Origin of the sequence: Rhizobium sp. LC145, assembly GCF_001005825.1 — a bacterium.
Classification (GTDB): Bacteria; Pseudomonadota; Alphaproteobacteria; order Rhizobiales; family Rhizobiaceae; genus Neorhizobium.
Window position 1 is genome coordinate 494,254 of sequence record NZ_LBHV01000002.1, and the last position, 17,246, is coordinate 511,499.

15 protein-coding genes and 2 pseudogenes are annotated in these 17,246 nt (G+C 61.1%); 14 read left to right on the forward strand and 3 right to left on the reverse strand.

The annotated features are described in order from the left end of the window. From YH62_RS07005 to YH62_RS07070, 14 genes are all read left to right on the forward strand, one after another. A complete protein-coding gene (locus tag YH62_RS07005; protein WP_046793447.1) occupies positions 1–921 on the forward strand; it encodes an ABC transporter permease subunit in 921 nt (306 codons plus the stop codon). 26 nt (positions 922–947) lie between these two features. Further along, positions 948–1,697 carry a glycerophosphodiester phosphodiesterase family protein gene (locus tag YH62_RS07010; protein WP_046793448.1) on the forward strand — a complete coding sequence of 250 codons (750 nt, stop codon included), beginning with the start codon at positions 948–950 and terminating at the stop codon, positions 1,695–1,697. Then, positions 1,684–3,207, forward strand: a complete 1,524-nt coding sequence (locus tag YH62_RS07015; RefSeq protein WP_046793449.1) for an alkaline phosphatase D family protein — start codon at positions 1,684–1,686, stop codon at positions 3,205–3,207. The genes YH62_RS07010 and YH62_RS07015 overlap by 14 nt, the downstream gene beginning before the upstream one ends. An 11-nt stretch (positions 3,208–3,218) precedes the next feature. Then, positions 3,219–3,926, forward strand: a complete 708-nt coding sequence (locus YH62_RS07020) for an HAD-IA family hydrolase (protein ID WP_046793450.1) — start codon at positions 3,219–3,221, stop codon at positions 3,924–3,926. Between the two features lie 84 nt (positions 3,927–4,010). Then, entirely contained in the window at positions 4,011–4,964 is a 954-nt protein-coding gene (locus YH62_RS07025; RefSeq protein WP_046793451.1) for a sugar-binding transcriptional regulator, read from the forward strand. A 169-nt stretch (positions 4,965–5,133) separates the two neighbouring features. Beyond that, positions 5,134–5,889: an IclR family transcriptional regulator gene (locus YH62_RS07030; RefSeq protein ID WP_046793717.1), complete on the forward strand. Its 756-nt coding sequence runs from the start codon at positions 5,134–5,136 to the stop codon at positions 5,887–5,889. A gap of 5 nt (positions 5,890–5,894) precedes the next feature. Further along, positions 5,895–7,604 (forward strand): hypothetical protein, encoded by a 1,710-nt coding sequence (locus tag YH62_RS07035; RefSeq protein WP_046793452.1) that lies wholly within the window; start codon positions 5,895–5,897, stop codon positions 7,602–7,604. Further along, positions 7,601–8,323, forward strand: a complete 723-nt coding sequence (locus YH62_RS07040) for a hypothetical protein (protein WP_046793453.1) — start codon at positions 7,601–7,603, stop codon at positions 8,321–8,323. The genes YH62_RS07035 and YH62_RS07040 overlap by 4 nt, the downstream gene beginning before the upstream one ends. Further along, entirely contained in the window at positions 8,320–9,291 is a 972-nt protein-coding gene (locus tag YH62_RS07045; protein ID WP_046793454.1) for a membrane dipeptidase, read from the forward strand. The genes YH62_RS07040 and YH62_RS07045 overlap by 4 nt, the downstream gene beginning before the upstream one ends. A 13-nt stretch (positions 9,292–9,304) precedes the next feature. After that, on the forward strand, positions 9,305–10,345 hold the full coding sequence (locus YH62_RS07050) for an ABC transporter substrate-binding protein (protein ID WP_046793455.1): 1,041 nt from the start codon (positions 9,305–9,307) through the stop codon (positions 10,343–10,345). Between the two features lie 99 nt (positions 10,346–10,444). Further along, complete coding sequence (locus YH62_RS07055; protein WP_046793456.1) at positions 10,445–11,293, forward strand: ABC transporter permease; 849 nt, start codon at positions 10,445–10,447, stop codon at positions 11,291–11,293. A 6-nt stretch (positions 11,294–11,299) separates the two neighbouring features. Then, a complete protein-coding gene (locus YH62_RS07060; protein WP_046793457.1) occupies positions 11,300–12,103 on the forward strand; it encodes an ABC transporter permease in 804 nt (267 codons plus the stop codon). A gap of 16 nt (positions 12,104–12,119) precedes the next feature. Next, complete coding sequence (locus tag YH62_RS07065) at positions 12,120–13,184, forward strand: ABC transporter ATP-binding protein (protein ID WP_046793458.1); 1,065 nt, start codon at positions 12,120–12,122, stop codon at positions 13,182–13,184. A gap of 16 nt (positions 13,185–13,200) precedes the next feature. Continuing rightward, positions 13,201–13,581 (forward strand): RidA family protein, encoded by a 381-nt coding sequence (locus YH62_RS07070; protein WP_046793718.1) that lies wholly within the window; start codon positions 13,201–13,203, stop codon positions 13,579–13,581. Positions 13,582–13,625: 44 nt separating this feature from the next. Here YH62_RS07070 and YH62_RS07075 read toward each other — a convergent pair whose 3' ends face one another. From YH62_RS07075 to YH62_RS07085, 3 genes and pseudogenes are all read right to left on the reverse strand, one after another. Then, positions 13,626–15,179, reverse strand: coding sequence for an acetolactate synthase large subunit (locus YH62_RS07075; protein WP_046793459.1), 1,554 nt, complete (start codon positions 15,177–15,179; stop codon positions 13,626–13,628). A 66-nt stretch (positions 15,180–15,245) separates the two neighbouring features. After that, a pseudogene (gene gabT, locus YH62_RS07080) lies at positions 15,246–16,549 on the reverse strand (4-aminobutyrate--2-oxoglutarate transaminase). A 73-nt stretch (positions 16,550–16,622) separates the two neighbouring features. Beyond that, positions 16,623–17,208: pseudogene (locus tag YH62_RS07085) on the reverse strand (cupin domain-containing protein). Positions 17,209–17,246: the final 38 nt, after the last annotated feature.

A 17,246-nucleotide genomic window follows, 5' to 3' on the forward strand; every position in this document is an offset into this window, starting at 1 on the left:
ATGGTCGAGCGAAATCCGCTGCTTTCCGTCATCTGCCATCTGATACTCATCCTCGGAGCGCTGATGGTGGGCCTGCCGCTCTACTTCACCTTCGTCGCCGGCTCGCTGACGCCCGCCGAAATGCATCAGGTTCCGTTTCCATTACTGCCAGGCGATCATTTTACCGAGAACCTGTCCATCGCGTGGGAGAAGGGCGATTTCACCAGGGTCTTCCTGAATTCGCTCTTCGTCACCCTGGGCATCGTCTTCGGAAAAATCTCCATTTCGATCATCGCGGCCTTCGCGATCACCTATTTCCGTTTTCCCTTCCGGATGACCGCCTTCTGGCTGATCTTCATTTCCCTGATGCTGCCGGTCGAAGTGCGTATCATTCCAACCTACGAGGCGGTGGCGGATGCGGCCGGGCCGCTTCGCTGGCTGCTCAATGCGGTCGGCATAGGTCCGGTCCTTCAATGGCTGGCTGGGATCAGCATCGACGCGACCATGAACTGGAGCCTCGTGAACACCTATTCCGGCCTGATCTTTCCGATCATTGCATCGGCGACGGCCGTCTTCCTGTTCCGCCAGTTCTTTCTGACCGTGCCGGACGAACTTTGCGAAGCAGCCAAGCTGGACAATACCGGCCCGCTCAAATTCCTGTTCACGATCCTGTTGCCGCTTTCCGTGCCGAACATGGCCGCGCTCGCCATCATCCTCTTCATCGGCGGCTGGAACCAGTACCTCTGGCCGCTGCTGTTCACAACGGAAAAGGAAATGGGAACGGTCATCGTAGCGCTCAAGAACTTTGTTCCCGTCGGCGATTCCGAAGGCGGTTGGGAAGTGGCGATGGCCGCTTCCCTGCTGGTCATGCTGCCGCCGACGCTGGTCATTCTCTTCCTACAACGCTGGTTCGCCAAGGGACTGGTCGACGCTGGCAAATAATTCCACCCAAGACATGCAGGTATGAAATGACGAAAATCGTAGGACATCGTGGCGCCAGAAACCTCTGGCCCGAGAATTCCATGGAGGGCTTCCGTCGGACGCTTGAACTGGGCGTCGATGCGATCGAGTTCGACGTGCATCTCACCGATGCGGGCGAGCTGGTCGTAATCCACGATGCGACGCTCGACCGGACAACCGAAGCAACGGGCTCCGTCAGGGCACTGTCTCCGAAGGATCGGTCGGCCATCCGCCTCAAGGGTTCGCCTGAGGGCATCCCGACACTGGACGAAGTGCTGGCGCTCTTCGCATCCTCGCATCCCGTCGACCTGCATGTGGAACTGAAGGCGGACGCGCACAGCGTTCCCTATCCGGGGCTGGAGGCTCTTGCCGCAGAGGCAATCCGGCGTCATGGCCTGACCGGCCGAAGCCTGCTGACCAGTTTCAATTTCGACGTGCTTGCCGAGTGCCGGCGCGTGGCGCCGGATATCGGCCGTCTATGCTCGATCAATGCGAGGTCCGCGGAAGCCCTGGGCGTCCAGGCAACGGTCAGAAGGGCGGCGGCGCTGGTCGAGATCGTCGCCGTGGAGAAGACAGTGCTCGCGACCGCCTTCGAGGAAATCAACGCCATCATTCCCCGAACGCGCTTGTGCGCCTGGGTGTTGAACGACCGCGAGGGGCTCGAGACCTGGCTTGCGCACGGTGTCGGCTGGATCACCAGCGACGATCCGGCCGCGTCATTGTCGGTTCGGGCGGAGGCGCTCGATGCCATCCATTAACCGCCGCACGGCGCTCGGTGGGGGATTGGCGTCAGTTGCGGTGTTGAAGCTTTCTCCGGCAAAAGGCGCCAGGCAGGTTCAGCCGGAATTTTCCCTGGGCGTGGCCTCCGGTTGCCCACGCCCGGAAAGCATCGTCCTGTGGACTCGACTTGTCTTTCCCGAAACTCCGGCAGACCCGTTCTCCTTTACTCCTTTAGAGCAGCAAGAATACGCCCCTTGCGAGGTGGAGTGGACCCTTGCACGGGATGCGGCGCTGACGGACGTGGTGCAGCGCGGGACCACTGTCGCATCGGCGGATTTCGGCCACTCCGTCCACGTGGAAATTGATCGTCTCACGCCGGCGACCACCTATTACTACGGCTTTTCCTGTAATGGAGCGGCAAGCAGGATCGGAAGGACGAAAACCGCTCCGACCGCCAATGCCGAGACGCGTGTGCGTTTCGCATTCGCCTCCTGTCAGCACTTCGAGCAAGGTTTCTATGCAGCCTACCGCGACATGGCCGCTCGTGAGATCGATTTCGTGCTCCATCTGGGCGACTACATCTACGAAGGTGGCTCCAGAAGCGGCAAGGTTCGCTCTCACGAAGCGGGTATCCCGACGACGCTGGACGAGTATCGAGCCCGTTATAAGACATACAAATCGGATGCCGATCTCCAGGCCGCACATGCGGCTTTTCCCTGGCTTGTCATCTGGGATGACCATGAAGTGGTCGACAACTATCATTCGACGTCGGCTCCCACCGCTACGAACGAGCCACATTTTCTGACACGGCGGCAGGCCGCCTATCAGGCTTGGTACGAGCATATGCCAGTGCCACCGCATCTCGCGCCGGATTTCCGGAACCTGCGCATCCACGATCATTTCGCCTTCGGATCGATGCTGGACCTGTTACTTCTGGACGCTCGCCAATATCGCTCCCATGTCGCGGCTAATCTCGCCGAAGCTGCACAATCCCAACGGACGATGTTCGGATCCGAACAGGAGAAATGGCTCGAGGAGCGGCTCAGCCAGGCGCATGCGAAGTGGACCCTGCTAGCCCAGCCGACACTGCTTTCCGAGCGGATAGGAGGATACGGCCGCGAAAAGGATATTCTGGATGGGTGGGACGGTTATCAGGTTGCGCGCAGGCGATTGATGACCATGATCGACAAGGCTGCTTTGCGCAATGTGGTTCTGCTCGGCGGGGACCTTCACTCCTATTATGCCGCACAGATCCCAGAGACGTTCGATATGCCGGCCGCAAAACCGCTGGCGACAGAATTCGTCGTCGGCTCCATCACCTCGAACGGTCCTTCTCAGGCAGCCCTAGACAAGGCGCTTAGCGCCAATCCGCGTCTCCGCTTCGGCAGGGGCGGAGCCCACGGCTATGCCCTCGCTACGCTGACGCAGGATCGCTGCATCGTGGAATTCGTCGCCGTGTCAGACAAGAACGATCCGGAGGCGACGGTCGAAGTCTTCGCAACTTTCACGATCAAGGACGGCATTTCCGCCATAGAGATTTCAAAGTGAACAACGGGCTCATGAATAGCATTGATCTTCTTATTTTCGACTGCGACGGTGTTCTCATCGATAGCGAACCGCTTGCGGCGCGCACCCTGGCACAGGCCGTAACGCGAGGCGGGCTGCCCATGACGGCCTATGATGTCCTCGTCGAGTTTACCGGCAAGTCCGAGCCCGAAATGCGTGCAATCCTCGAAGCACGGGGTCTTGAGAACATCGGAGCCGTCTTTTCGACATGGCATGCGGAGATATTCGCGGCCTTCAGACGCGAACTGAAGGTCATGCCCGGCATGGCGGAGGTACTGCGGACGCTCGATGTCGCCAAATGCGTCGCCTCAAACAGTTCCGTGACGCGGCTGAAGGCCAGCCTCGGACTTCTAGACATATGGGACGACTTCGCGCCTCACGTGTACAGCGCGGAAATGGTGGCTGCCCCGAAGCCGGCGCCCGATCTCGTTCAACTGTGCCTCTCGAAGATGGGCGTTGCGGACACGAATAGCCTTCTCATCGATGATAGTCCGGCCGGCATCGCGGCTGCGCGGAAGGCAGGCGTAAGGGCGATCGGCTTTGTCGCACCTGGCGATCCTCGGCCAGGCAGGCGCAAACTCCTGCTGGAGGCCGGGGCGCAGGCAGTAGCTTTGGGTGCCGTTGAGCTGCACAAGCTGCTCGGCGAATTCGTCCACAAGCGCCAACCGGTTCAGACTTCGGTCGGAGGGTTTGGAAATTGACCAGTATCGCGCGATCCAGCGCACGTCGCGCATCGAGGTCATGCCTCCGGCTTGGATGCCGGCATGAAGAGGGGAGGGATCACCATGGTCGTCAAAAGGGATGTTAATAGCAGCCGTCTCGACTTCACGGCGAAGGCAGGCTGGCTCTACTATATCGCCGGCAATAGCCAGGACGAGATCGCTCATAAGCTGGGCGTCTCGCGTCAGACGGCGCAGCGGCTTGTATCCCGCGCCGTTTCACAGGGATTGATCAAGATCCGGCTCGACCATGCTGTCGGCGATTGCATGGAACTGGGCGCCAGACTTGGTGCAAGATATGGGCTCAAGTTCGTGGAGGTCATCCCGTCCGACCCCCAGGTGCAGACCGCAACCGCGGGATTGGCACAGGCGGCGGCAGCCGAGATCGAACGCCGGCTGGCATCGGAAAAGCCTCTCGTCATCGCGATCGGAACCGGCCATACGCTCAAGGCGGCCATTGAGGAGATGGTGCCGTTGGATGCCCCGCATCACAAGATCGTATCGCTGACCGGCAATATCACCCGCGAGGGTTCCGTCTGGTTCTATAACGTCGTCTTCAAGATGGCCGATCTCATCACCGCCAAGTGTTTTCCGATGCCGGTACCCGTCATCGCCTCGTCCCAGCAGGAGCGGGCGACGCTTCATAGCCAGCCGGGCATTCGTCAGACGCTGGGGCTTGCGGCCAGGGCCGACGTTGCCTTCGTCGGCGTCGGTGACGTAGGGCCTCAAGCAGCGCTCTTCATAGATGGCTTCATCGCCAAGGATGAGCTGGCGTTGCTGCAGAGTGCCGGGGCCGTCGGGGAGATCGTCGGCTGGACATTCGACAAGGACGGAAGGCTCATCAAAGGCATCACAAACGATCGGGTCGCCAGCGCGCCCATACCCTCATGCGACAGGACGCTGGTCATCGGTGTCGCCAAGGGCGAGAGAAAGCTTGCGGCTCTTTATGGCGCCTTAAGGGGGCATTTGATCAATGGCCTGATAACCGACGCGCTGACGGCCGAAAACCTGCTGGCATGATGGAAGCTAGAGGACTAATCGCTCCGCCCATGCCTTCCTGGCCTTGAAATAGTCTCGCGAACACGGCTACCCGCTTTCAAGGGTGCACTGCCCTCCCGACCATTCGAACGACGCACGATCGCCGTCAACTCGGTTGACAACGGTCAATTTCTTCGCGAATGTATTCTACATGGATACGACATATTCAAATAGAATACAAGAGGAAAGCGGAGTCCGCCCCCTCTCCACCGTTTTGAAGACGATGGCGGTGCTCGACGTGCTGGCGGCAAGCCCACGGGGGATGAAGCTGCCGGAGGTGGCCTCGGCCATGCAGCTCTCCCGGCCGACCGCTTATCAACGGCTGCTGACGCTCATCGAGGCGGGATGGGTCGAACAGGACAAGGAGATGCGCTACCGTCTCTCCATGCACGCCTGCCGTATCGCGGCCTCGGCCCTGGAGCAGGCCGATCTCGGCACGCGTGTTCAGCCGATCATCGAGATGCTGGTGCAGCGGGTGAAGGAGACGGCTTCATTGGCGGTGCTCGACCGCGGGCTTCCCTGCATCGTATCGCGTGTCGAATCCGAGAGCGTGCTGCGCGCCGAACAGAAGATCGGCACGACGATGTCGCTCGAAGGCTCGGCTTCAGGCCGCGTACTGACCGCGTTCGCCGACGAGATGACGCTCGGCAAGCTGAAAGAGAGCGGTGAACCGCTCGCTTCCGAAGACATCCTGACGGCGACGCGGGCCGACGGCTATGCCGTTTCCAGCGGCTATACCAAAAGCGGCGTGATCGCGATCGCCGCGCCGATCTTCGATCTCAACGGCAAGTGCACCGCGACCCTTTCGCTCGTCATGCCGGAGTTCCGGTTCGACATAGAGACGTTCCGTGAGCCGCTGCTGGAGGCGGCAAAGACCATCACCAAAATGCAGCAGGGAGAACGTTGACGGTCATGACCGCGACTTCCGAACAGGCGGCGATGCCGCTTCCAAGACCCGGACACGAGGTGATGAAGACCTCACGGCTCGCCGCCATCCAGCCGAGCCGGTTGAGCATCACCCGGGCACTCATGAACAAGATGATCCGCGAGCGCTGGGACATTTCCAACCTGCTCTTCGATGTGGACGCCAATGCCGAGGGTACGGTGGTCTATTCCATCAAGACGCCCGGACAGGAGTTCTCCTTCATCGGCTTTTCGCGTCCGCCGAGCTCGACGGCCCGCACCGGCCGCATCATAGGTCAGGCCTGGGACATGATGGGCGCCCTGATCGAAGGAGCGGCCACGGAGGCCGACGTCGAGACTGCGCGGCGGGAGATCCCAAAGCTCTACATGGGGCGCGCAACCCCCGGAACACTGATCTGGTGCCGGTCGAACCGCTCCATGCGGGTCTTCAATCAAACACTCGAAGCGCTTGCCGAAGGGCGGCAGCCCGAGGTCGCCGACCTTGCCAAGGTCTGCTACCTTATGCGCAATACCGGGCTCGACGGCAACGGCACGTTCGGCACGCGCTCTTTTCCTTCGCTCGGTGCCGGCCATGCGCTCGGCGGGGTTCTGCAGGCTCAGCTTCTCACCGCCTATCTCATGCGGGAATTCTCCTGCGACCTCGTCGAACATCTTGCCGCCAAGAAATCCGACAAAGCGGTCAAGCTCGATCCGAAACTCCGCCGCTATATCGGTGTAGGCAACGGTTCGGCGCTGGGTCTCATCTTCTTCGTGCATAAGCACCCGAAGCTGATCAGTGCGCTTCTCAGTGCCCGCGAGACGGCGATCGCAAAGGCCAGAGGGCTGAAGCTTGCCGCAGGCGATGGGCGGGTTTCCCGCCTCATCGCGCTCCTGCGACAGGCGATCGTCTTCCGCAAACAGGACCAGATGCTCTACGAGACATTCACATCCAGCGACCAGATTGCCGGCGATCTCGAACAGGTGGTCACCGCCCTCGAAGAATTCCAGGCGAACGGCACGGTCAACGGCCGCGCGGCCGACCAACCGCTCGACATTCTGGCCTGCGAATTCGACGGCGACCTTTCACCCGAGGCCTACGAAACATTCCTTTCCCTGATGATCGAGCTCGTGCCGGAAGACGCCGACCGGCTTATCGAGGCGATATCAGGAGCCGACGAACTCAACGTCTCTCCCGCCGAGACCGTGGAGCACGTCTCCCGCCTTCTGCGCGAGGAATACCAGTGGGCGCTCGAGACGGACATGTCCGGTCCGGAAGCCTATAAATATGTGTGGTACAAGTCGGAAACTGCCGAGGAGCCGAGGCGCGGTGCCCGCGAGGAGGTGCCCGATGCGCTTGATCTCGGCTTCGATGCATGCGGTGAAATACAGGCGCTTGCCGCTGATCTCGGCGGGGCTGAAAGCTCGCTCACTATTGCACGCTTTCTCATGAGGCATCCCGAGCACCGCTACATCGTCGCGCGCATCCAGAGCCTGCGCGGGCACGGCTATCACACGCCGCTCGCCAACATCAACGCCGAGCAATTCGTGCCGATCGATCTGGTGCGGCTGATGAATGTCGGCATCCACGGCATCGACAAGACCCGCGACTTCCTCAGCCGTAACCTGCGTGGGGTGCTCTATCACGGGGCTCCGACGCCCGACGATCTTCGCGCCGGCTATACCGGCACCTGGTACTACCCGTCGGAGCCTGTCCTATGACTTCTTCATCGACCCAGACCACGATGCGCGTCATGCCCCGCGAGATGCGGATGATGTCCGAGCGCATCTTTTCGCTCACCAGCTTGCCCAAGGGCTTCTTTCTCGTCGTCGGTGATTTCCCGATGTATTCGCAGAAGCTTGGGCTCGGCGGTTTTCGGCTGTTCGAGGAACGCTTCGAAAGCTTCGGCTCGGCCGATCCGTCCCGTATTTCGATTACCTCGGAGGAGGGGGCACGGATCGTGCTTGCTGGCGCCAGGCAGCATGCCTGGTTCGTGCTTCCGGCAGTGATCGATCTCCTCGGAGAACTCGTTCAGAAGTTCGATGCGGCGGAGCTGACCGTCAATGATGCCGTCGACCCGGCCGAACTTGCGGTTGCTGCAAGTCTCGGGGGGCGCACGGGCCTCGCGATCACCGTTTCCGGCAATGTACTGAACGCAGTGGCTGCACCGGTTACCGGGGACGTCCGGCAGGACGATCCTCTGCTTTGGGCGTTGTTCGAGGGCGGAGTGGAGGTCGAAGCCGATCTCTGGTGGCGCATCTACCATCTGGCCAAGAAGGCGCTTGCGACCGACAGCGTCGTTTCCCGCCGCCATGCCGGGCCGATGATCATCACCGAGGATGGCACGGTTATCGGTCGCAAGGACAATGACGACGAAACGGATGTGAGCTTCCTTGCATCCAAGCTCTCCGAACGCGAAAGGGAAGGCGCCAAGGCATGATCATCGACGGGTTGCAATGTGGACATTTCGATCGCGGCGCCTTTGAAACCCTGCTCAAGGGAACGGTTGGCGGCATCGTAAACACCTGTGGTTTCTGGGAAGGCACGGTGGAATCCCTCGATTCGATCGGCCGCTGGCGGGACCTGGTGCGCGAGAACTCAGACATTGCCGAAATCGCGTTGACGGCAAGCGACATCACCCGCATTTCCAATGCGGGCAGGCTCGCCATCATCATGGGTTTCCAGAACAGCAATCTGTTCGAGGGCCGGATCCGCTTCGTCGAAATGTTCGCCGAACTCGGCGTGCGCGTCGTGCAGCTCACCTACAACAACCAGAACGAACTCGGCGGTTCCTGCTACGAAGCGGAGGATTCCGGCCTTGCCCGCTTCGGCAAGGAAGTGGTGCGCGAGATGAACGCGGCCGGCATTCTGGTCGATTGCAGCCATGTGGGCGATCGCACGACGCTGGACGCGATCAAGGTTTCCGAAAAGCCGATCGCCGTGACCCATGCCAATGCCCAGTCGCTATTTTTCCATAAGCGCAACAAGTCGGACGACGTCATTCGGGCGCTGAAGGATACCGGTGGCGTGATCGGCTGCGCCGCCTATCGCAACATCACTGGCGACGAATTCTGCGCCTCGATCGAGGCTTGGTGCACAATGGTCGCTCGTACCGTCGATATCGCCGGTATCGATTCCGTCGCGATCGGCACGGATAAGAGCCATAATTTTACCGCGCCCGACTATGCCTGGATGCGCAAAGGCCGCTGGACCCGCGGAGAAGACTACGGCGCAAGCGCCGCCGGCAAGCCGCTCAAGGCTGCGCCGCCGGAATGGTTCCAGAAAGTCGAGGACATCCGGGTAATCCCCGACGGTCTCCGTACAGTGGGATTCTCGGAAGAAGAGGTAGCGAAGATAACCCACAAGAACTGGCTTCGGCTCTATGAGGCCACTTTCAGAAAAGCATAGGAGGAGAACAGACATGCCTGCAAGGAAGACTTTCCTCATGCCGGATCGGCGCACGTTTCTGAAGACGGCGGGTGCGGCCGTGAGTGCTTCGCTCGCCGCACCCTATATCGCGCGCGGCCAGGAAAACGTACTCTACGTCAACACCTGGGGCGGACCTTGGGAAGAGGCGGCCAAGGCGCATCTGATCGACCCATTCACCGCAGAGACCGGAATTCAGGTGAAGACCGTTTCTCCGGTCTCCTTTGCCAAGCTCGCCCAGCAGGTGAACACCGGCATCTACGAGTTCGACGTGACGACGCTCGGTGCCGGCGAACTCGTGCGCGCCAACGACGCGGGCATCATCGAGGAGCTGGAAGCCCCCTATGAGGGCGGCCTGTTCGAGAACGGCATCGCTTCGCACGCGTTTGCCACGGTGCTTGCCTGGCGTTCCGACAAATACAAGGAGGCGCCGAAGACCTGGGCGGACTTCTGGAACATGCAGAAGTTTCCCGGTGGGCGTTCGCTGCAACGCTATGCCGCCCGTGTTCTGCCGATCGCGCTTCTCGCCGACGGTGTCGCCGTGAAGGACCTCTATCCGCTTGACGTCGACCGGGCCTTCGCCTCGCTCGACAAGATCAAGCCTCACATCCGGGTCTGGTGGACGGCCGGAGCCCAATCGACCCAGATCCTGCGCGACGGCGAAGTCGACATGATCGGCATCTGGCACGGCCGCTTTTTCGAGGCGGAAAAGGCAAGAGCACCGGTCGCCATGACCTGGGACCAGGGTGAAATCGATCGCTCCTACTGGGTGGTGGCCAAGGACACGCCGAATCTCGAGAACGCCAAGAAATTCGTCCAATTCGCAACCAGCGCCAAGCCGCTGGCCGGGTTCTGCAAGGCGGCCGACTATGGGCCACTGAACCCCGCTTCCGGTGAATTCGTCACCGCGGAGGAAGCCAAGCGCATGCCCACGTCGCCGGAGAACTATTCCCGGACCTTCGAGCAGGACATGGCGAACTTTGGCGCCGATCCGGCAGAGATTGCCGAGCGCTTCGAAGAATGGATCGCGAGCTGATCCGCTCTTCAAGATCGCCTGCATCATCCATTTAAAAGCATCGCGCGGATCACCGCGCGATGCCATGCGACATGCCGAAACTAGAAAAGGGGAGCGGCAATGGGCACAAGTCTTTCAAAACTCACAGAAAAGCCTAACATCTGGCCCTGGCTTCTCCTGTCGCCGCTGGGCATCTATATGCTCATCTTCTTCGTGGTTCCGCTCGCCGACGTGGCGATCATGAGCTTTACGGAGCCGCGCCCCACGCTCGCCAACTATACGAAGGTGCTGACCGGAGCGCTTTACCAGCGTGTCTTCCTGAACACCTTTCTGACGGCAGCTTTCGTCACTGCATGCTGCCTTCTGGTGGGATATCCGCTCGCCTACCTGATGGCCCATTCCAAGCCTCGCACCGCGATGCTGATCCTGCTTCTGGTGACCATGAGTTTCTGGACCAGCTTCCTGGTGCGCACCTATTCCTGGATGGTGTTGCTCGGCAATAACGGGCCGTTGATCGCCTTCCTGCAGATGATCGGCATCGAGAGCCCGCCACAGCTTCTCTTCACGCGCTTCTCCTCCACGCTCGCGATGATCCATATCCTGGCGCCCTACATGATCATGAACATCTATTCGGTGATGAAAAAGATCGATCCGGCGCTCATTCGTTCAGCCGAAAGTCTCGGCGCCAAGGGCTTTTCCCTGTTCCGGCACGTCTACCTGCCGCTTACGGCGCCGGGCATTGCAAACGGCTCAGTGCTTGTCTTCGTCATCTGCCTCGGCTTTTACGTGACGCCGGTTCTGCTCGGCAGCCCGCGCGAGCAGATGATCGCCGGCCTGATTGGGCACCAGATCGAAGAGTTCCTCGCCTTCGGCCTCGGTTCGGCCATGGCCATGGTGCTGCTCGCGGTCACCCTCGTCATCCTCACCATCTATCACCGCCGCTTCGGCCTCGACAAACTCTGGGGGTGATCGTCCATGAACACATTCATGCGCTGGGCCGGCTTTCTTGTCGTTCTTTTCATCGCTGCACCGCTCGTCATCGTCGTGCCGATGTCGTTCTCCGACGCCCGATCGCTACAGTTTCCGCCACCAGGCTATTGGCTCGGCTATTACCGGGCCTACTTCACGGACATGAGCTGGCTGATCCCCACCTGGAACAGCATCCTGATCGCCACGGCGACGATGATCCTCACCATGCTTCTGGTGGTGCCGGCCACCTTTGCCCTGGTACGGCACCGCTTCCGCGGCAAAGGTTTCGCCGACCTCATGATGCTGATGCCGCTTGCCGTGCCGCACATCGTAATGGCGGTGGGCTACTATTCCTATTTTGGTCAGCTACGGCTCGTGCCCACCCCTTTCGGTGTCATCCTGGCCCATACCTGCCTGTCGGTCCCGATCGCGTTCCTGGTGTTGTCGGCCAATCTGAAGGGCTTCGACAGGAACCTTGAGCGGGCGGCTCAAAGCCTCGGCGCCAACCCGGCAAGAACCTTCATCCATGTGACGCTGCCGATCCTGAGGCCGGGCCTCATCATCAGTGCGCTCTTTGCCTTCGTCCAATCCTTCGACGAAACCGTGGTGGCGATCTTCATCTCCGGCCGCGGCGCGGAGACCCTGCCACGCAAGATGTTCGACAGCATCCGCCAGGAAGCCGATCCGGTGATCGCGGTCATCTCCACGCTTCTGTTCGCCATAGTCCTCGTCGGCATCGTGGCTCCCTATTTCATCAGCACGCTCCGAAGCCGCGCTCCGAAGCCGAGCAAACCTACCGGCGCACACTGATTTCCAAGGAATTCCCATGACCAGTTATCTGCAGCTCTCCAGCATCACCAAGACCTACGGGCATTTCACGGCGCTCAGCGACGTCAATCTTTCGGTCGAAAAAGGAGAGTTCGTGACCTTCCTGGGCCCAAGCGGCTCAGGCAAGACGACGACACTGATGATCATCGCCGGATTCGAAAAGGCAACGTCCGGACTTGTTCAGGTGGGCGGCCAGTCGATCACGCAGCTTGCACCGCATGAGCGCAACATCGGCATCGTCTTCCAGAACTACGCGCTCTTTCCGCACAAGACGGCGGTGGAGAACGTTTATTTTCCGCTACAGATGCGCGGGGTCAGCCGCAGCCAGGGGCTGAAAAAGGCGGAGGACATGCTCTCGCTCGTCGGCCTGAAGGGTTTCGGCCACCGTCATCCGAAGGAGCTGTCAGGCGGCCAGCAGCAGCGTGTGGCGCTGGCGCGTGCACTGGTGTTCGAGCCGTCGCTGCTCCTCCTCGATGAGCCGCTAGGCGCGCTCGACAAGAATTTGCGCGAGCAGATGCAGATCGAGATCAAGCGCATCCAGCGCAGCCTTGGGGTCACGACGATCTTCGTGACCCACGACCAGTCGGAAGCCATGTCCATGTCCGACCGCATCGTCGTCTTCGAAAAGGGACGCATCGAGCAGGCTGCAGCGCCACTCGACATCTATCATCGCCCGCAAACCTCATTCGTCGCCGCATTCATCGGCGAGAGCAATCTCATTCCCGCAACGGTGACGAATGCGAGCGCCAGGATAGCCGAGAACCCGGTACTCGATTCCTTCGACTATGCGGGCACGGAGGTCCTCTCCGATGGCCAGCCGGTGACGCTGCTGATCCGTCCCGAACATATCAAGCTTTCCCGCAGTCCAATCGAAGGCCGCAAGAACGTGCGCATGACGGTCGAGACGATCGTCAACTACGGCGACAATGCACTCGTTATCGGCCGGGCAGGGGATCTCACCATGCGGGTACGTGTGCTCGGCGCCGATGTCGTCATCATCAAGGAAGGCGAGGAATGCTGCATAAGCTGGACGCCAGATTCCGTATTCGTCATCACGAAGTAATCAGGTGATCTATCTCATGACGCAAGATTTCTCCTCCATCATCCACCGCTTCGGCATCGGCAAGCGCGGCAGCCTCGCCGTCGTTCACCAGGGTACCGGTTATTTCGCCTGCACGCCGCAAGCGCCTTATGACGGATCGCTTAGTGCGGCCGAACAGACCCGTCAGTTGCTCGCCAAGGCGGAAGGGCGGCTGGCCGAGATCGGCTCGGCCAAGCAGGGCGTGATCTTCTGTGCCATCATGCTCGCCAACATGGACGACTATGCCGCCATGAACGAGGTCTGGGACGAATGGGTCACCGACGTCGCCCCGCCGGCGCGCGCCTGTTTCGAGGCGCGACTCGCAAGCCCCGACATGAAAGTCGAGATGATCATGGTCGCAGCGACCAGGGCAGCATAGGGAGGTCGTCCGCTGCGGATGTCATGGCCTCCGGACCAGGTTGATCAGGCCATCACGGCTTCTATGAGGAACGGTCCCTTGCATCCGAGCGCCCCCTCATAGAGCTTCACGAACTCTTCCGTCGTCGTGGCGCGCCCGGATTCGACGCCGAGCCCTTTGGCGAGCGAGCACCAATCAAGCTTAGGCTGGTCGAGATCGAGCATTTTGCGAGCGTTCACGCCGTAGGAATTGACCCCGACATTCACCATCTCGCCCTGCAGAATGCGGTAGGCGCTATTGGCGAAGACGATGGTGACGACGTCGAGCTGTTCGCGCGCCTGCGTCCACAATCCCTGCACCGTATACATGCCGCTGCCATCTGCCTGCATGGCGATCACCTTGCGATCCGAGGCGCCGATCGCAGCGCCGGTCGCCAGCGGAATGCCGATGCCGATGGAACCGCCGGTGATCGGCAGATGGTCATGCGGATGAAGGCAAGGCGCTAGGGCATTGTGCTGGCCGATCGAGGTCAGCGCTTCGTCTATGACGATCGCGTTTTCAGGCAGATGGCGGGCGATGGCCAGGCTGATTGCGTCGGGCGTCAAGGCGCCTCTGGGAACCTGGATGTCGTTCTGCCGGAACGGATTTTCTACGAACGCGGCATTCGGCGCGATGCCGAGTTCATCGGCCAACTGCTCCAGCACTTCGGCAAGATCGTGTTCATGTCCGGCCAGTTGGATAACATCGCAGCCGGGAGGCAGCGTGGTGCTCGGCTTTCCCGGATAGGCGAAGAATGTCACCGGCCGCGAGGCGCCAATGCAGATTGCCACCTCGAAATCCTTCAGCGCCTCGATTGCCAGCTCGATATTGTAGGGCACCGGTCTGACAAGGGCACGACCTGCCCCGCGCGCGCTTCTCGCGGAGGAGGTGGAGAAGAGAGCCGCACCGGTCGCGGCGGCGATCCGGCCGGCGGTATTCACCGGCTTTTCCCGCATGGCCTGGCCTGCAAGGAGGATGACGACACGTTTGCCGCTGCGAAGTGCATCGGCGGAAGCCTTGAGCGCTTCGGGATCGATAGAGGAAGGGGAGGGAACCACGACGGGCGAAAGCTGCACGGGCGAAACCTCGCCCCAGGCGGCATCCGCGGGCAGGATCATGGAGGAGACGCCCCGCCGGGCAATGGAGGCCGTGAAACCCTCCTCCGTGCAACGGCGGATGTCCTGGGCGCCGGCGGCGCGCCCGACCCAATGCGACATCGGTCGTGCGAGGCTCTCGATATCACTCGTCAGTGGCGCGTCATATTGCAGGTGATAGGAGGCATGATCGCCAACGACATTGAGGATCGGCGTGCGGGCGCGGCGGGCATTGTGAAGGTTTGCCAACCCGTTTGCGAGACCTGGGCCAAGGTGCAGCAAGGTAGCAGCCGGCTTGTCCGCCATGCGGGCATAGCCATCCGCCGCACCGGTCACTACACCTTCGGAAAGTCCGAGCACGCAGCGCATGGCGGGCTTCCTGTCGAGCGCGGCGACGAAGTGCATCTCCGATGTACCCGGATTGGCAAAGCAGACATCGACGCCATTCACCAAAAGGACATCACAAAGCATATCGGCGCCGTTCATGGACATTTCCTCTTCTAGGGGAGTGGCGAAGCGAACCGGGTTCGGTCCATTTTCGGAGAGCAAGGATCAGGCCGCTGCGGACGCGGTATCCGAGAAGGCGGCCTCGATCGAGGCCTCTAGGATATCCAGCCCTTCCTCCAAGACCTCCCATTCAATGGTGAGAGGTGCCAGCAAGCGGATCACATTGAGGCGCGTTCCGCAAGACAGAAGAATGAGGCCCCGCGCTTCCGCCTCCGCGACGATGCGGGTGGTGATAGCCGGTGCTGCAGCCTTGGAGACGCGATCCTCGACCAACTCGAAGGCGACCATGGCGCCTGGGCCGCGGACATCGCCGATCCGCTCCATTCCCTGGCGCGCGGCGATGGACGTGAGGCGATCGTTGATCCTGCGGCCGATCTCGGCTGCACGCTCGCAGAGCCTCTCTTCTTCGATGACGTCGAGCACGGCGTTGGCGGCGGCAACGGCGAGCGGATTGCCCGCATAGGTGCCCCCGAGCCCGCCCGGATGCGCCGCGTTCATGATCTCCGCTCTGCCGGTGACGGCCGAAAGCGGAAACCCGCCGGCCAACCCCTTGGCCATGGTGACGAGGTCCGGCTTCACGCCCGCATGCTCGAAGCCGAACATTTTGCCGGTGCGGGCCATGCCGGCCTGAACCTCGTCGGCGATCAGCACGATGCCGTGCCGGTCGGCGATCTCGCGCAGGCGGACCAGGAATTCCTTCGGCGCGACGTTGAAGCCGCCTTCACCCTGGACGGGCTCGACGATGAAGGCCGCGATCCGCTGAGGGTCGACGTCAGCTGCGAACAACCACTCAAGTCCGGCGACTGCTTCATCGGTCGAGACGCCGAGATAGGGATTGGGGAAGGGCGCGTGGAAGACCTCGGCCGGGAAGGGGCCGAAGTTCTTCTTGTAGGGCATGACCTTGCCGGTGAGCGCCATGCCGAGCAGCGTGCGGCCGTGGAAGGCGCCGGAAAAGGCGACCACGCCGGAGCGGCCAGTATAGGCGCGGGCGATCTTGATGGCGTTCTCGACGGCCTCGGCACCGGTCGTCACCAGCATGGTACGGTTTTCCGCACCGGTCGGAGCGATCCCGTTCAGCCGCTCCGCAAGCCGGATTAGCCCTCATAGGGCGCCACGTGGAAGCAGGTATGGGTGAAATGCTCGGCCTGCTCTGCGACCGCGCCCATGACCTTCGGATGGCGATGACCGGTGTTGTTGACGGCGATGCCAGCCGCGAAGTCGATAAAGCGGCGCCCCTCCACATCCCATAGCTCGGCATTCAGCGCCTTCTCCGCAAAGATGGAGCGGGTGCCGACCCCGCCCGCAACTGCGGATTTCTGGCGTGTTTGAAGATCTGCTGAGGCGGTCATGACAATCTCCCCTGTTGTCGATGACTCAGCTATAATGCTGCTCATTATATTGAGCAATAGATGCCGTCCAGAATCATAAATAAGGTGGCGAGCAGGCCGAAATGACGATGGTGCGACGGTCGGAAAGATTGCGGAAGCGGTGAGGCACGCGGCTGTCGAAGAGATAGGCTTCGCCCGCCTTCAGCACCCGGACCTCATCACCCACGGTTACCTCCAGCTCGCCTTCGACGACAAAGCCGCCTTCGGAAGACGCATGCTGAAGAAGCGTATCGCCCGTATCGGCATTGGCCTCGTAGATCTCGTGTAAAATCTGAAGGTTATGGGCTCGAGCATCACCGATTTGTCGAAAAATCAGCGTGCCGTCGCTGTCCGAGATCGGGGAGGCTGCTATCTTGGAGGTGAGGTCGACCAGTTCATGAGCGGAGAAGAACGGGCCTTTCGGGCGGGCTTCTTTCCGGCTCGAAGAAATCGCCCATGCCGACCCCGAGGCCGTTCAGGATTTTCCTCAAGGTGGCGACCGAAGGGCTGACCTTGTTGGTCTCGACGTTCGATATCTGAGCATGCGGCACGCCTGCGCGCTCGGCCAGCTGGCGCTGCGAAAGGCCCGCCGCGACGCGCATGGCGTTCAGGCGGGCGCCGATGTCGAATTTCTGGTCCATTTCACATCTTTCCACTCGCTGTCGGCAGGTTATGACGT

Bases quoted from the DNA above. Each gene is read 5' to 3' on its own strand.
- YH62_RS07005 (WP_046793447.1), top strand. From the start codon at position 1: ATGGTCGAGCGAAATCCGCTGCTTTCCGTCATCTGCCATCTGATACTC.
- YH62_RS07010 (WP_046793448.1), top strand. From the start codon at position 948: ATGACGAAAATCGTAGGACATCGTGGCGCCAGAAACCTCTGGCCCGAG.
- YH62_RS07020 (WP_046793450.1), top strand. From the start codon at position 3,219: ATGAATAGCATTGATCTTCTTATTTTCGACTGCGACGGTGTTCTCATC.
- YH62_RS07070 (WP_046793718.1), top strand. From the start codon at position 13,201: ATGACGCAAGATTTCTCCTCCATCATCCACCGCTTCGGCATCGGCAAG.
- YH62_RS07035 (WP_046793452.1), top strand. From the start codon at position 5,895: ATGACCGCGACTTCCGAACAGGCGGCGATGCCGCTTCCAAGACCCGGA.
- YH62_RS07040 (WP_046793453.1), top strand. From the start codon at position 7,601: ATGACTTCTTCATCGACCCAGACCACGATGCGCGTCATGCCCCGCGAG.
- YH62_RS07025 (WP_046793451.1), top strand. From the start codon at position 4,011: ATGGTCGTCAAAAGGGATGTTAATAGCAGCCGTCTCGACTTCACGGCG.
- YH62_RS07030 (WP_046793717.1), top strand. From the start codon at position 5,134: ATGGATACGACATATTCAAATAGAATACAAGAGGAAAGCGGAGTCCGC.
- YH62_RS07015 (WP_046793449.1), top strand. From the start codon at position 1,684: ATGCCATCCATTAACCGCCGCACGGCGCTCGGTGGGGGATTGGCGTCA.
- YH62_RS07045 (WP_046793454.1), top strand. From the start codon at position 8,320: ATGATCATCGACGGGTTGCAATGTGGACATTTCGATCGCGGCGCCTTT.
- YH62_RS07075 (WP_046793459.1), bottom strand. From the start codon at position 15,179: ATGAACGGCGCCGATATGCTTTGTGATGTCCTTTTGGTGAATGGCGTC.
- YH62_RS07060 (WP_046793457.1), top strand. From the start codon at position 11,300: ATGAACACATTCATGCGCTGGGCCGGCTTTCTTGTCGTTCTTTTCATC.
- YH62_RS07050 (WP_046793455.1), top strand. From the start codon at position 9,305: ATGCCTGCAAGGAAGACTTTCCTCATGCCGGATCGGCGCACGTTTCTG.
- YH62_RS07055 (WP_046793456.1), top strand. From the start codon at position 10,445: ATGGGCACAAGTCTTTCAAAACTCACAGAAAAGCCTAACATCTGGCCC.
- YH62_RS07065 (WP_046793458.1), top strand. From the start codon at position 12,120: ATGACCAGTTATCTGCAGCTCTCCAGCATCACCAAGACCTACGGGCAT.